The sequence below is a fragment of the Rhodohalobacter barkolensis genome, from assembly GCF_002834295.1.
In the GTDB taxonomy this organism is placed as follows: domain Bacteria; phylum Bacteroidota; class Rhodothermia; order Balneolales; family Balneolaceae; genus Rhodohalobacter; species Rhodohalobacter barkolensis.
On the sequence record NZ_PISP01000002.1, the window covers coordinates 347,400 to 363,460 of the forward strand.

General features: G+C 42.5%; 12 protein-coding genes. 5 read left to right on the top strand and 7 right to left on the bottom strand.

Annotated features, from left to right (window positions below; all coding sequences use genetic code 11):
* Positions 1-43: 43 nt before the first annotated feature.
* The 7 genes from CWD77_RS09180 to CWD77_RS09210 form a co-directional block, all read right to left on the bottom strand.
* On the bottom strand, positions 44-2,245 hold the full coding sequence (locus CWD77_RS09180; RefSeq protein WP_165779120.1) for a carbohydrate binding family 9 domain-containing protein: 2,202 nt from the start codon (positions 2,243-2,245) through the stop codon (positions 44-46).
* A gap of 215 nt (positions 2,246-2,460) precedes the next feature.
* Positions 2,461-3,243 (bottom strand): LytR/AlgR family response regulator transcription factor, encoded by a 783-nt coding sequence (locus tag CWD77_RS09185; protein WP_101073264.1) that lies wholly within the window; start codon positions 3,241-3,243, stop codon positions 2,461-2,463.
* A gap of 597 nt (positions 3,244-3,840) precedes the next feature.
* Positions 3,841-6,918, bottom strand: a complete 3,078-nt coding sequence (locus CWD77_RS09190; protein WP_101073265.1) for an efflux RND transporter permease subunit — start codon at positions 6,916-6,918, stop codon at positions 3,841-3,843.
* A gap of 18 nt (positions 6,919-6,936) precedes the next feature.
* Positions 6,937-8,592, bottom strand: coding sequence for an efflux RND transporter periplasmic adaptor subunit (locus CWD77_RS09195; RefSeq protein WP_101073266.1), 1,656 nt, complete (start codon positions 8,590-8,592; stop codon positions 6,937-6,939).
* Between the two features lie 44 nt (positions 8,593-8,636).
* Positions 8,637-8,930, bottom strand: a complete 294-nt coding sequence (locus CWD77_RS09200; protein WP_101073267.1) for a hypothetical protein — start codon at positions 8,928-8,930, stop codon at positions 8,637-8,639.
* Positions 8,927-10,180, bottom strand: a complete 1,254-nt coding sequence (locus tag CWD77_RS09205; protein WP_101073268.1) for a TolC family protein — start codon at positions 10,178-10,180, stop codon at positions 8,927-8,929. Before CWD77_RS09205 ends, CWD77_RS09200 begins: the two co-directional genes overlap by 4 nt.
* Before the next feature lie 76 nt (positions 10,181-10,256).
* The gene (locus CWD77_RS09210) at positions 10,257-10,697 is read right to left on the bottom strand and encodes a hypothetical protein (protein WP_133120206.1); all 441 of its coding nucleotides are present in this window, start codon (positions 10,695-10,697) and stop codon (positions 10,257-10,259) included.
* An 865-nt stretch (positions 10,698-11,562) separates the two neighbouring features.
* Between CWD77_RS09210 and CWD77_RS09215 the strand changes: the two genes are divergently transcribed.
* The 5 genes from CWD77_RS09215 (at position 11,563) to CWD77_RS09235 (ending at position 15,797) form a co-directional block, all read left to right on the top strand.
* Positions 11,563-11,916, top strand: a complete 354-nt coding sequence (locus CWD77_RS09215; protein ID WP_101073270.1) for a hypothetical protein — start codon at positions 11,563-11,565, stop codon at positions 11,914-11,916.
* Positions 11,917-12,073: 157 nt separating this feature from the next.
* Positions 12,074-12,739: a helix-turn-helix domain-containing protein gene (locus CWD77_RS09220; RefSeq protein WP_101073271.1), complete on the top strand. Its 666-nt coding sequence runs from the start codon at positions 12,074-12,076 to the stop codon at positions 12,737-12,739.
* 670 nt (positions 12,740-13,409) lie between these two features.
* Positions 13,410-13,970: a helix-turn-helix domain-containing protein gene (locus tag CWD77_RS09225; RefSeq protein ID WP_101073272.1), complete on the top strand. Its 561-nt coding sequence runs from the start codon at positions 13,410-13,412 to the stop codon at positions 13,968-13,970.
* A gap of 286 nt (positions 13,971-14,256) precedes the next feature.
* Positions 14,257-14,541 carry a helix-turn-helix domain-containing protein gene (locus CWD77_RS09230; RefSeq protein WP_101073273.1) on the top strand — a complete coding sequence of 95 codons (285 nt, stop codon included), beginning with the start codon at positions 14,257-14,259 and terminating at the stop codon, positions 14,539-14,541.
* 2 nt (positions 14,542-14,543) lie between these two features.
* Positions 14,544-15,797 (top strand): type II toxin-antitoxin system HipA family toxin, encoded by a 1,254-nt coding sequence (locus CWD77_RS09235; RefSeq protein ID WP_101073274.1) that lies wholly within the window; start codon positions 14,544-14,546, stop codon positions 15,795-15,797.
* The last annotated feature ends 264 nt before the right edge of the window (positions 15,798-16,061 follow it).

Below are 16,061 nucleotides of genomic sequence, written 5' to 3' on the forward strand. Positions count from 1 at the left end.
TTTGATGAAATAAATGACTCCACCCCTCTTTTTTTAGCAGTACTTAGTACTGGAAAGTATAATTGAACTTGGCTTGCAGGGAGTGAATTTCAACGGGATCATTCAAGTGGAGCTGTTCAAAAGGTGTATTGTTTTGTCCAAACCTGTAGACCAGAAATAAGTCGGAGCCATCTGCAATATTGAAGCGAAATCTTGCAAATGAAGAGGTTACATTGGTTAAGCTGTTGTATTGGGCTAATCCTGATATTGAGATATTGGGTGCCGGTTTAACATCCAGTCTTCCACGTAACAACAGGCTGCGATATAACTGGCCGCGCTCCTCAAAGTTTATGTTGTAGTATTCCATATCACCGGATAGCTCAAAATTAGGATTGATACTCCATTCCGGAGAAATGACCGTGCCTACTCCTTTGCCGTCAAAAAAACCTCCCACCGATGTAGAAGCGTCCAGACGTAAGCGACTGCCCTTTGAGGTAGAAAATTTGACAAATACCTCTTCGAATCCATATTGCCCGGCGGGGATAGAGACCCGTTCAGAAAGGTTATATCCGGTTGTCAGATGTTCTGTCTGATGTTTGACGCCAAACTGAATCACAAAACCGGATTTGAACGAAGTATAATTTTTGATTAAAATCGACGAGCTTTCCATTTTATTAGACGTATTTCCGACATATATATGGGCATCTGTTATCAGCTGGGATTTTTGGATAAAAGAATGTTTCGGTGCCTCCCAGCCGTAGGCGATACGATCACCGTATCGGGTAAAATCAGTGCGATCAACAAAACCCAGTCCAGGATTGTAACTTTGTCCCATCCTGTTGATTGAAAACTTGTAGAAAAAGCCGATGTAGGATTTGCGTTCAGCTTTAATCAGCATATTAGTATTGTTGAGCCAACCACGCGTATAACCGGATGAATCTGGATCATCAAAGGTATGACTATATCGACCGGTAATGAACAGATCCCGGTCTCCTTCCCAGACCATATCCACTCCATAAGCCAGGTTATAAACATTCGATTGCGATACCCGGGAAGTGGACATAAAACCGACATAAGTAGAACGATCGTCACTTAAATTTCTACGGACCCGAATCACACCGAAGCTTTCGCCTTCGTTACCATATTTTGGGGCCGACTGCAAACTCAGTGCGCCGATATCCCAGCGCCCGGCACGTCCTGTCAGCCGAACTCCGCCATCAATAGGCACGTCTCTGCCTTCATCCGTTAGGCCAATACGCCGGCTGTAAAAAAGATTGGTTGGACCGCCGGTATTGAAGGAAAAAAGTCCGGCACGTTCCTGGAAAAAGGTGCGTTTCTCTTCCCGGTGGAGCGGAAAGCGGGTCAAATTTATTTGCTGATTGTCATCTTCGACATGGGCGAAGTCGGTATTGACTGTAGCATCGAGTGTAAAATTTGAGGATAACTTGTATTTGGCATCAATACCAATATTCGGCGAAAACTGGCCATGATTATCACCACTGTTTAACTGCTCATGGTCATACCCGCCTAAAAAATAAGGGGTAACAAATAACGGCTTTGATTTAGTGCCGATATCTGTATTGAAGCTAAAGGCAGCCGTTTTCGAGGGTTTAAAATAGCTGTCATTGCCATAATCATTGCTGATCAACGGGTACGTATCAAATTCGTTGTTATCAGCCGAATACTTCCACACTGATAATCCTGCAACAACTTTTCCATCTTTCTTTTGATATTGCAAACTGCTCAGCGGTATGCGCATTTCAAAAGACCAATACGTATCCTCTCGATTTACTTTGACTGTCCAAAAGGTATTCCAATTCAGATTCTTGGAAAATTCGGCATCATCAGTAACGGCAAGATCGGTTTTATTGCCGGAAGGAGAAGTTATAAATACGTTCGCGCTCTTTTTGTCATTATACCCGTCTATTACCACCCCAAAAAGATCAGAACTGTAATCCAGGTCATCCCGGCTAAGCTGTCGGTCATTTATATCAGACGAGTTATACTTAAAATATCCGCCTACGTATATAGCATTGCCGCTGTGGGCTACTTTAACGGTAGTTTCAGTCGAAGGGGGATTTCCATAAATCGGCTGACTCATTTTCAATGGGAGCGTATGAGCTGATTTCCAAAAACGCTCATCCAAACTTCCGTCAATAGTAACTGCATCACTGACATACGGTATGGAAGTTGTTTGCGGATCATTTTTTGCTTGGATTGATGCAGTTAGTATGAATCCCAGCAGTTGAATTAATACAAAAAACATAAATCTGAAAGAGAATAACATGCGTGTAATATATTATTGTAGATATTTGGTCATGATTCGAAATAGAGACGAATCAATGTTTGAAAAGACGAAAATTCAGACTCTTTTATTTCGTCTGTAGAAAGGTATCAGGTGACCAAATGGGGCGAAAGGAGAATGGGATGTATGACAACGATTTGGGGTGCCACACAAGCTTTTGTGATAAATAACAAGGATTAGCTACTCAGCACAGCATCAAAGGAATGGATGTAACTTCTCGAAACCGGGATAACTTCTTCCAAACCGTCAATTGTTAATCGATATCCCTGGGCATTGCCTTGTACAGAAGTGATATAATCAATATTAATGAGAAAAGAACGATGCACCCGTATAACATTTTTAAACGGGCGGAGCTGTTTTTCTATTCTCTTGAGTGTGTTTCGTTTTATATATCTGTTGATATTTTTCTGTTCATCTTTCAGGTAAAATTCCACATAATTTCCATCAACACGAGCAAAAATAAAATCCGCAATATCAAAACTGATTATATCTTGCTCGCTTTCAGCTTCAATAGTTACCGATTGTGATTTGGGTTGGCGTATTGAGGTATTAATTTCGTGTACCACAGTATCCCAGTCAGAAGCTTTGTGGGAAGTAGAAAGAACCAGGTAAACCAAATTAACAAGTGTGAGCAGGCTGGCTACAAGAAAACCAAACAAGTAGCTATGGGTAATTTCTTCCAGCAGGTAATCGAGCGACAAATTTTGTGGATTAACATATACCAGCTCTCGCAAAAAGAAGTTAGCGATACCAATACTACATAAAATAACAGCCCACAATCCCAGCTCTTTTAGCACTGTCCACTTGCTTTCCTCGACAAATTTGGGCAAAAGTTTCTGAATTAAAATAATACTCAGGAAAAAAACGATACTGTCGACTACTCCGAATATTAAAGCAATAACCGCGAATGAAAACCTGTGCTCTTCATAGTTAATATCGAACGGTTTAAAAAGATACATGAAGAGGGGGATAATAATCGCCAGCACTAAAGCTATATTGAATACTCTTCTTATTGAATCGTAATAAAAGGGGTACGGTTGCTTTAGCTGAAATTTTTGTAAGAAATCCACTTGAATTAAATGAGTAAAAGATAGAATAAGTAAATATAAAGTTAATATACTGAATCGATTTTATATTGTTTTTTTATAGTCTGTGATAAACTTAAAGGGCTAAATATTCCATTATTTGTTTAATGAATTTTCCGGCAAACAAAACTTTCATTTCCCTTCCTTTCAACCGCTTAAACAGAAATCAGAATTGGTCTTTAAACATCATTAAAGTGCATTTTAAAGTATCTAAATGAAGACTTTTGCTTTCTTCCGGGCGTACATAGACGCACGATTTCAAAGCCATAATGTATTTACTTATAATATCTTATGGCTTTTTTATTTTTGGGTTGGTCCAACATTTTTCTTTAAGCGTGCCTGATTGCTTCAAATGTGCTTTATAAATATTCCGAAAAACATTTTGGTATCATAAAAAAACAGCGACTTGCTTTGCCACAAAGCCGCTGTTCTTCTTTCTTCATTTTAACCTGAGGCCATATAGCCAATAAATTACTGCGTCTCAAACTGAGCAAGCAATGCAGGAATTACTACCATATTGAGCATCGTTGCACTCAGCAATCCTCCCAGAATGACTTGTGCCATGGGAGACTGTATCTCATTACCCGGTTCACCGACTGCAATGGCCAGGGGAATCAAAGCAAGCCCGGCAGTTAATGCCGTCATCAAAATTGGATTGAGTCGCTCCATGGCTCCCTGCCGGATCGCCTGTATGAACTCTTTTCCTTCTTTTCTCAAGTACTGATAGTGGGAAACCATCAGGATACCGTTTCGTGTGGCAATGCCGAACAGGGTGATGAACCCAACCAATGATGCGATGGTCACAATCCCGCCCGTAAACAGAACCATATATATTCCGCCAATCAAAGCGAAAGGCAGGTTTACCATGACCACCAAAGCAGTTTTCAGCGATCCAAATTCAAGGAAGAGCAGAAGATAAATCCCGAGGATGGAAAAAATACTGAGCAGCAGGATAATATTCGTTGCCCTGGCTTCACTTTCAAACTGCCCCCCATACTCTACAAAGTAGCCCTGCTGCAGTGTGATGTTTTCTGAAACATTTGATCGAATTTCATCAACGGTTCCTCTCAGATCGCGTCCGGCAACGTTGGCTGAAACCGTGATCGCCCGCTGTACATTTTCACGGCTGATGGTGTTCGGTCCGCTTCGGGATTTAATAGTTGCAAGTTCAGCAAGGGGCACAATCGTTCCGTTTTCCAGGTTAAAGGTAGCGTTTTGAATCGCTTCGATACTGCCTCTGTGATTTTCATCAAACCGGACCAGCAGGTCAAACATTTGATCGCCTTCCTGAATCTGTGATACCACTTCTCCGGCAAATGCAACATCCACCAGTTCAGACAAGTCGCGGATGGACATTCCATGCCGGGCCAGTGAACGCCGGTTGGGCCTGATCTGTATCTGCGGAACATTTTGCTGCTGCTCAATAGAAAGGTCTACAATCCCGTCCACCGGTTCCATCTGCCCTCTAACCTCTTCAGCCATTGCTCTGAGCCTGAACAGGTCAGGTCCGAAAATTTTGACAGCAATGTTAGCCTGAGTGCCGGACAACATGTGATCAATACGGTGACTGATCGGCTGACCGATGGAGATGTTGGTTCCCGGTACAACAGTCAGATCTTCACGAAGATCGGCCAAAGCTTCCTCCTTTGTCATGCCTTCTGGCAGGTCCAGTCGTGCATCAATTTCGGAAGAATTGGGGCCCTGGGCGTGCTCATCCAGTTCGGCTCGACCGGTTCGTCGTGATGTGGAAGTTACAGCCGGGTGATCCAGCAGAATTCGCTCCACCTGGTTTCCGATCTCATTCGATTCATCCAGCGATGTTCCGGGAATGGTGACTGCGGTAACCACAAGCGTTCCTTCGTTGAACTCTGGTAAAAATGATCGGCCTAAAAAAGGGAGAACGATCAACGTTGTTAAGAAGAGCAATAACGCCCCGGCTAATACTGACTTTCTAAACCGCAGGACAAAATCCAGAACCTTTTCGTAACCGGCTTTCAGCTTTCCGGTAAACCAGCTTTCTTCCAGTTTTCCCTTTGCGGCCTGATTTGGCAGCAGGTAGTAGCAAAGGGCAGGGGTTACGGTCATAGCTATCAGCAGGGATGCTCCAATGGATACGATATACGCCAGACCCAGTGGCTGAAGCAGGCGACCTTCAATACCACTTAGAAAGAAAAGCGGAACAAATGCGATAATAATAATCAGTGTGGCATTAATTATGGATGTCCGAATCTCTTTTGAGCTTTCAAAGACCACATCAAAAGCCGATTGTTGCTGCGCTGCCGGAAGCTGATGGTTTTCCCGAAGTCGCCTGAACGCATTTTCCACATCAATAATGGCATCATCCACAATCACCCCGATGGCAATCGCCATGCCGCCAAGAGTCATGGTATTGATGGTGACATCAAAAAACTCGAGAACGAATACGGCAAATACCAGGGATAACGGGATGGCCGTGAGCGAAATCAGCGTGGTGCGATAGTTGGCCAGGAATAGAAATAGAATCACAATAACCAGGAAGGCACCGTCGCGGAGAGCTTCCACCACATTGTCGATCGCCAGGTCGATAAAATCAGCCTGCCTGAACAGCTTTGTATTTATGGTAAACCCATCAGGCAGCGTTTGCTCGATTTGAGCCATTGTCTCATCAATCCTCTGTGTCAGCTCCAGGGTATTGGCTCCCGGTTGTTTCTGGACAGAAATGATCGTGGCCGGTTCCGCATTGACTGACGCGTCCCCGATCTTTTGCGCTGCCGCTATTTCAACGGTTGCCACATCCCCGATGGTTATTGGGATATTGTTTCGCTCCGTGATGACGGCTTGTTCAAGGTCTTCTACCGCATACGCGCGGCCAATACCCCGAATGGTGAACTCCTGACTGTGTTGATTAAAAAAACCGCCTGAAAAGTTCTCATTTGAATATTCGGCTGCATCTAAAACCTGATTAAGAGTAACATTGTACTCTTTTAGGCGGTCGGGGTGAACACGCACCTGGTACTGTTTCTTCCCGCCTCCGATCGGTATCACCTGCGCCACACCCGGAATGGCCAGCAACCTGCGGCGGATCTCCCAGTCGGCGGCTGTTCGAACATCCAATTCGGAATGTTGGTCGCTGTTTACACTGACCAACATAATTTCACCCATAATGGATGATATCGGAGCCATAACCGGGGGTTCAACCTGTTCGGGTAAATTCCCTGCCGCCATTTTAAGTTTTTCGTTTACGATCTGCCGGGCCTGGAAAATGTCGGTTCCCCACTCAAACTCCACCCAAACAATCGAAATTCCCATAGACGTGGAAGAGCGTACCCTTCGAACACCGGTCGCTCCATTGACGGCGGTTTCCACGGGAAGGGTTATAAGCCGTTCCACCTCTTCGGATGCCATTCCGTGAGCTTCGGTCATTACGGTAACCGTTGGGGCGGTAAGATCGGGAAATACATCAACCGGCATTTTTTGAACGATGTATATCCCGGCTACTAATATGACAAGGGAACTGACCAACACCACAAGCCTGTGCCTGATCGAACCTCTGATTAATGAATCTAACATAGTTGTACAGGTTTAGGATTAATGGGAGTGTCCGTGTGCGGGAGCTTCTGAAGAAAGGGAGGCCATTTTAACACGGTAGGCGTTGACGGTAACAATCCGTTCACCTCCCTCAAGCCCGGAGACAATCTCCACTTGGCCGCGGTTTCGAATGCCGGTGACCACTTCCCGTTTTTCAAATGATTCGCCTGAACGGTGTATGAACACCGAGTAGGTTCCCTCTTCCTCGACCAGTGCCGATTCGGGAACGGACAGTACGTTCTCTTTTTGCTCGGTATCGATTTCTACAGTTGTGAAAAGTCCGGTTTGCAGAGTTTGATCGTCATTATTGATCTCGTAGATCAGCGAAACAGTGCGCGATTGCGGATCAACATTTGCTCCGCGGCTCACCAGCCTTCCCTCCACCTCATTCAGTGCAATTTGTCTGTCACTACCCTGTATCGAAAACACGGCCGACTCCGGATTGCCCAGGGAGTTTCTCAGATGAGCGGGAAGGTGAACATTCAATCGGATTTTTGACAAGTCGGCAATACGGAACAGTGGGTCACCGGCGCTAACCTGCATCCCCGGTGTGACGAACATCTCTGTGATGGTACCGGCTATCGGAGCTTTGAGCTCAAACCGGTACGATTCGGAATCATCACCGTACCCGTCGATCGCATCCTGTTCAATCTGCAGTGTTTCATGAATGGTTTGATAGCGAATCAGCGCCTGACGGTACTCCATCCGGGCCTGCTCCAGTTCCGCTTCGGGGATGGCCTCATTGGCAAACAGGCGCTCAGATCGCCGAAGGTTATTTTCCGCAAGTTCGAGCCGCGATTGTGCGTTGATAAACTGTTCTGCATAGTTTTCGCCGTCTTCAGACTGAATAGCCGGATTCAGTCTCAGCAGCGTATGTCCTTTTGAAACCTGCTGACCCGATACCGGTAAATCACGGTTCATACTGCTCAGAACAATTCCTGCAAAAGGTGCTGACACGATCGATTCTTTTTGAGTAACCGGGTGTGTTTCCCCGTGTGCTTCAATCGTTCGATAAAGTGTTTGTCTCCCGACAGGCTCAGTGCCAAACGGGATATTCCACTGCTGCTCTTTTAGAAAGGATATCAAATTGGGATCCTCGTCCTCGTGAGTTGCCGGAACCTCTTCTGCTGAGCTATAAACGGGAATGCCATTTACCTGAAGTGTATCATCTACCATTCCTTTGATGATAATGGCCAGATCATACCTTCCTGCGCGTTCAAAGATAACATCCGGGCCATAAATCCCCGGAACCTGAACTTCCGTTTCAGTAATGGAGCCTTCATTGCCCCGCTCTGAACTAAACACAAACTCCACTTCCGATTCGGAAACGGGTTTGAAATCCGAAAGGCGCGTAAGGTGCACCGCAAAGGTAGCTTCCTGACCAACAATCAGTTCCGGATATTCCATGAACAGCTCAGTTTTATCTGTCCACTGGGTAATCACCCCGGCCCCTTCCAGTTGGGATTCCTCATCGTGGCTATGGGCGTCATCTCCATCGTGGGAGTGGCCTTGTTGATCTTGTGCTTGTTGTGCAGGCTGCTCGTGGGTATGATCGCCCTCTTCTTCATGGCTATGGCCTTCCTGATCTGATCCGCCACCACACCCCACCAAAAGCAGGGATGAGCACAGAATGATATATGTTATAAGCTGTTTCATTGCGTCGAAATTTATTCGTGATTAGTTAGTTGGATGCCAGAGTATTAGTGATCGTGTTCTTCATCCCCGTGAGAATGCGTTGAGTCATCATCATGAGTATGCTCTTCCTCATGGCTGTGGTCGCTGTCTTCGTCATGGGAGTGATCTGATTCTACGTCAACAGAATCTGCACCACCTCCAATACGCACGGCATCACTATCACCTGTTGATGATTGTTGGGCGGGTTCTTCATGGGTGTGGTCGCCATCGGATCCGTGTGAATGATCTTCATTGTCTGAGGCGCATCCTGCTACTACTAATCCTGTGATAAGTGCTAAAAGTGTTATGAATTTTTTCATTGTTCTGAGTGGTTTTGAGTTGAAGATATTTTTCCTGAAGTGAGGGTATCTAGTGTAATAAGAGCTTGTTGGAAATCTGCGACTATACGATGCTGAAGGCTGAGCCCGTCAACAAATGCTTTGGTGGCATCCAAAAGTTCTACTAAAGAAAAACGTCCTTCCTGATATGCGGATCGCGACGTCTCCAGCATCTCCTGGGTTAGTGGATTTTGCTGCATCTCCTGCCACTGACCGTACAAATTCTGCACTCGGCGGTAGGCAACATCTACCTGATTGCGAATAGTTCGCCGTTGAATATGCACAGATGTTTCCATGCTCCGCTGATCGGCTTCCGCCATCCTGATGTTTCCGCTGTTTCGGTTGAAGATGGGAATCTGAATTCCCCCGCCAATGACAAATCCTTCCGAGCCGTCCGACTGATTTTTATAGCCGAAATTGACTTTTAAGTCAGGTAGGCGTTCTCGTTTTTCCACTCTGTATTTAAGTCCGAGAGCCTCCGTTTCCAGTTCCATGGCTTGTAAATCAGCTCTGTACTCAAGGGCATATTGCCGAAGTATCTCCGGATCTTCCAGAATCGGCTCCACCGGTAAATCGGGTTCAACCTGAAATTCAAAACCGGATTCTTCTGATGAAGTGATCATTGCAGCCAATTGTTTTTGAGACTGTATCATCTCCAGCTCTACTTCATTACGCTCGCGCAGATACCGGTTCTTTTCAATGGTAAAACGCTGTACCTGAAGTCCTGACTCGGTGCCTTCTGCCTGACGGTTTCTGGCCGATGCCAACACCTGATCAATAACTTCCAAGGCCTGGTCATACACCTCAAGCTTGTGCTGTAAATACCAGTATTCTACGTACAGGGATTTCACCTGTTCAATAAGAACAGACTGATCGTACTGGTAGGATAGAGTAGCAGCTTCACTGCTTTTATTGGCACTTCTGTTTCGAAGAAACGGCTGTCCCAGCAGTTCAATCGGCTGCGAAATCTGATAGGTGGTTTCGTCATAATCAAGCGTACCGGCGTTAAGCTGTTCCCTGAAGATGCTCACCTCGGGATTCATGTACGACTTGTACTGTTGAGCCGCTCCCTGTCTTCGGAGTTCTTCAAGTTTGGCCAGTTCCTGTTGAAGACTGTGCTGTTTGAAAAGCTCAACAGTTTCCTCAAGAGAGAGTATTTGAGATTGGGCGTGTACCTGTAACGGTATCCAAAGGAATACCAAAAACAAGATCCACCACTTGGATGATTTCATATGAAATATGTATTAATGGTTGTGAAATACGAATTGAGATAGCTGAGAAAAGATGCTATCTGCCTAAGGGATAGAATTATCCCAGGGGTGGGCCGCGAAGGGAGTAAGAAGAGAAAGGGTTGGACTGATATAGATCATCCGGCGGTGGCAAATCGAAAAAAAGTGGAAGTGGAGTTTGAGATACTGAATAGCTGCTTAATACTCCTTGAGAAGAAAACTGATCAGATTTTGTAGAAGCATTATTTGTGGTTTTCTGCGTGTGCGTTCCTGACAGATCAACAGTAGCGATTGGATGCTGGTGATCCTCTTCATCGTCAAATTCTTCGGTGTGATGATGGTTTTGATCATGGTCATCTGAATGGGAGTGCACAAACGTGTGGACATCGCCGTGTTCAAACAGATGATCAAAAATGGCATGGACATGTACGCCGCTTCCAAAAAATACACATACCATGCTGGCTACAATCAGTAGCCAAGCCGTCTGCTTAAACGCTATTTTTTGGTTTAAATTAATCACAGGATCAAAATAGGTGCTGGACGGCTAAAACCAAAAGCTTTTATATGCCTGATTTGATAAAGTAATTTTTGACAAGAATTATGCTAAAATGGGATGGAGTAAACTATTTCGATTACTACAGACAAATAACTAACACTTCATTATAAGCAAGAGTATAATCTGTCCAACATTTTTTTCATTTCCATACTTTTAAGTAAATCCGAACTATATTAGAAAGACAAGTCTCACTGCCTTTTCTTTTAGATTAAAAAATGGTTATTGAAGATAAATCGGAGAACCGATCTTTTTAAAAAAAGGACGAGTACATCCATTGAAATCGGCACCCTTTGACAGCTGAAAGTGACTTCGCTCTTTTTCGTAATCAGACGGCTATCGCTGTAAGGGAAGACCCCCCCTTCGAATCTTATGAATATTCTAATTTATCAAACATTTACGACTCTAAACTAATAATCCGTTCAAACATTACTTTTTCCAAATGGTGTCTCATTTGGAACTGAACTTATATGTTTAGTGCCGGAACCTTTAAAGATTTACACAGTTCAAAGATCGGTTAATTACAACCAAAGCAGCTCCAGTTTTAATAAATAGAGCTTTCATTACATCGGCTTCCCTAAACAAGATTCAGATAGATTACCTACCGAAAAAAGCTGTAACATCACAAAACTTTAATTTATACAACATTACATGTTACGTTTTTAACGCATGTGAAGTAGAGTTTTCTAATGTTATAAGTGGTGCAGGAATAACAAATCATTCCTGAAAAATGAAAGACGGTTTCTCATGGAATAAAAAATATCACCCATGAAAACCTGCAATTTATTCATTCGAAATTAAGAATCAATAGAGTATCCAGAGAGGTAAGCTCATGACCCCTATAAATAATTTATACAAAGTACTATCGGAGTTGGAAGCTGTAAATGCAGAAGAATGCCGTGATGTGATGTCGGATTACGACAGTTATGTAGATGACATTCAGAAAAAAATCTATATCCAAACTTTTATGATTCAGTACAATAATGCAAAAAAGTATTATCGAAAAGGAAATAAAACCGGTGAAAAAAGATCCCTGATTTTTGCCATAAATGTCATTCAATCGAATGATTCATTAACTATGGAACTGCGAAACAAAAATGTTCGAGACTATGTAACCGGAACACGCCTCACGCCAGGAAAAATTGCAAAGAGGCTGAATGAATTAGATGGTGTAAAATTAACTTAATAAAACGATAACCAGGGTATTTTCATTTATTCAAAACCGAGAAGGTGGCAGAATGAGAGAGCTGTCATCCTCTTGCTTAAAAAACTTTGTATATTGCATTTATATACAGACGAATTGAATAAATAGAAATATATATAAATTAACGCATAGGCAATAGATGTCAGGTTCAGCGAATAATGACGGTCAAAATAGAAATTTGGAGCTGTTAGATACGTCCGGTACAAGAAAACTGTATGTGAAATACATGGTTTGTTTGCGGGATAGAAGGATTCTGAAGTCTATATTAGATGATATAGGATTTAACTATGAAATCACCTTCCACGGAGCCATTCATTTTCTCGAAGAGTACACGGATGCTCAATATGATGAATTAAAAAAGAGTTTATCAGAGACAGGTATGATTTTACTTACTGAAAAAGAGAGCACGCTGATTGATCGAATTATACATACCATCGTCGAAGTCATTCATCATTCGGAAACGTTACCAAAACTGAGTTTTCATGATCTGGTCAATAAACATGTGATTTCGGGAGAAGATTCTGTCTTCAAAATTTTTTCGGACGTGAATGGAATGTCGGTAATTCAGTTTATCGTCATACAAAAAATAGAACGTGCCAAAGAGTTGATGCTGTATGAAGATATGCCTATCGATGACATAGCAGAAGTGCTTAATTACAAAAACAAGCACTACCTGATTGCCCAGTTTAAAAAAACAACAGGACTTACGCCGCGCTATTTTATGCGCTTAAAAAAAGAACGCCAAAACATTTCTAAGAACTATAGTCATTCACCCACTTCCGGTGTCGGCGGTGTAAGTTCCTGACATTATATTTTAAATGTGAATTCAATATAATAGTTGATCCGCAGAGCCCCATTTGAGATGCGACACACTATAGCAAATGCCTACCCCCCGAAGTAATCAACGTGAACCGCAAAGCTATTTTTAGCGAGGCCCTCCACCGGTTTTACCATCGGTTATATCAATGATCGAAATATTTTGGACCAATGAGTGCCATTCAATGATTTGTCCGAGCTTTACCGGGTTCTAGGAAATTTCACTGTTTTTCTGCAGATTGGAATGAAGTCCCTCGCTAAAACTAAGTTGATTACCGTCAGCTATGATAAGGTCAGATTTTGACTGTAGATTTATGATTAACTAAAAAAACCACTTACTCAGAAGCTCTTGCAACGGTTTCAAAAAGCATCCATACAAAGTGATTCTAATTCCGAATGAAAGCGCAGCATGTTGTTGCTCATGGCATTACATCATTGAAATTTTATTAGAATAAAGCATTTTCAAAATTAATGTAGTTCCAATTTTGTTAAATACAAGAGTGGTAAATGAATTTTTTAAATCAAGAATAGCTACGTCTATTCTAATTAAATTCATTTGTGGTGATGATTAGATAAAATAAGGCAGTCAAGGTCAACTTTTTTTAAATACGATTAACGTCATATTTAAATGAAAGCTGAGTTCAAGTAAAGGGTACGTCATGAAACTATATATTAAACATATGGTTAGTTTGCGCTGCAAGATGGTGGTCAAGAGCGAGCTTGAAAAACTTGGACTGACTTGTGTTTCTGTTGAACTAGGCATGGTTGAAATAATGGAAGAGGTCTCAAATGAACAGTTGGAGATTTTCAATCAAAACCTGAAGAAATTAGGTCTTGAACTTCTGGACGATAAAAAGAATATCCTGGTTGAGAAGATCAAAACCTTAATTATTGAAATGATACATTACTCCGATGAAGTACCAAATGTGAATGATTCGGACTATATCAGCCAGAAATTGAATTACGATTATACCTATCTCTCCAATACATTTTCGGAAGTGAAGGGAATTACCATTCAGCAATACATTATTCTGCACAAGATCGAAAAGGTGAAAGAGCTTCTAATCTATGATGAGCTCACTCTTACCGAAATTGCTCACAGATTACATTACAGCAGTGTCGCTCATCTATCGAACCAGTTCAAAAAAGTTACGGGGTTAACCCCTACCTACTTTAAAGAAGTAAAAGAAAACCGTAACAATAATCTGGAAGATCTGTAGACATCCAATTTTCTTTATTGGAGCTGTACTCAACAGATCATTCTGCACTCTTTAAACGGAAGAATAAAAAACGGATCGACCGTACTTGAAAAAAGCTAATGTTTTGTAGAAGGCTTACAGAACGAAAGATTTTGTTTAAGGTCGAAGTCTGTATCGCCTTTGTGGAGCATAAGCTCTGAAAAGGAAGGCTTTCCACCATTTCTTTTTGATCCTGAATATCACACAACCACAAATATGTTGTTTATTATAAACAAAAAGATTATTTTTGTTGAAATAAATAAACATTATGAAGTCGAAAAAGCAAAAAATATTCCCACAGCACCGCAGGATCTTAGAACAGCTTGGTGAAAATATTAAGCTTGCCCGCAAACGCCGGAAGCTTACGACTACTCAGGTTGCAGAACGAGCTAATATCAACCGTACCACCTTGTATCATATTGAGAAGGGGAAATCATCTGTATCAATTGGGGCGTACTTTAATGTTTTGCGAGTACTCAATTTACATGAAGATTTTCTGAAGCTGGCTGCTGACGATGAGTTTGGCCGGAAACTGCAAGACATGGATCTGTAAATATGGATTCGAAAAAAACAGATATTATCGTATATGCGCATTGGCAAGGTATGTCAAACCCTGTGAAAATGGGCATACTTTCTGCGCAGGAAGCACGAGGTCATTTAGCTTGGAGTTTTGCTTATGATGAAGAGTGGCTGAATACACGGTCTCAGTTGCTGGTAGACCCCGATCTAGAGTGGTTTACCGGTCCTCAATATTCTAAAGATGACAAACCCAACTTTGGAATGTTTCTTGATTCCATGCCTGATACCTGGGGCCGAACACTCATGAAAAAGCGAGAGGCCCTGCTGAAACCGGAGGGCGAACAAGCCCGCAGATTAACAGACATTGATTACTTGTTGGGAGTGTATGATCCGGCTCGGATGGGTGGTCTACGTTTTAAATTGCAGGAGGACGGTCCATTTCTTGATAATAATGAAGAGAAGTCAATTCCTCCCATTACAGATATTCGAGAGTTGCAGGTAGGTGCTGATCTTGTAGAATCGGATGAAGATTCAGAAGTCGTCCGCAAATGGTTGAAAATATTACTCGCTCCGGGATCTTCTTTAGGTGGAGCCCGCCCCAAATCATCCGTATTAGATGAAAACGGAGAACTGTGGATTGCTAAATTTCCTTCACGTCAGGATACGACTGACATGGGTGCATGGGAATACGTTGCTTGGAGTCTGGCAAGATCCGCAGGTATAACGGTTCCTGAAGCCAAGGTTGAACAAATTACCGGGAAGTATCACACTTTTTTCTCAAAACGATTCGACCGGACTGGTGACGAACGAGTTCATTTTGCTTCCGCAATGACGATGACAGGTCATTTTGAAAGTGGGATCAGAGATCAAACCCCAAGTTATTTGGAGCTGGCTGAGTTTATTCAATTCAATGGGGCTTCTCCCGATGATGATCTTCACGAATTGTGGCGTAGAATTGTCTTTAACATTGCCATTTCAAACACAGATGACCATTTGAGAAATCACGGTTTCATTATTACAGATGAAGGGTGGCGATTATCTCCTGCTTATGATATGAATCCGTCAATAGACAAAGCCGGACTTGCTTTAAACATAGATTTAGAATTGAATACCTTGGACTATGATATTGCTAAATCTGTAGGGGTATACTTTAACCTCAATAAAAAAGAAATGGATACTATTATTGAGGAAGTACAAGAGAGAGTATCGAAATGGGAAGAGATAGCTACCAATATTGGAATTCCATTGGTTCAACGCCGTTTAATGGAGGCTGCGTTTAATGTAATTTAGAGATATTGAATTTTACCCTGCAAACAAATCTTTTATTTGAACTGCCTACTAAATATGAGCAGGGATCAATTAGGTAAAACTCATTCTCATCAAACCTAAATCATTACTGGCTTAAGCAGGAAAGACTTGTAGGGTTAATTCTCTTTACAGAGTTGCTTATTTCAGATTTTTCACCTTTTATTCATTGTTCAGTCCCGCGAAGGCATTTCTTTCAAAAACTATCGGGGTAAAGCACCTGGCCGTTATGTCACTTTATTCTTAAAC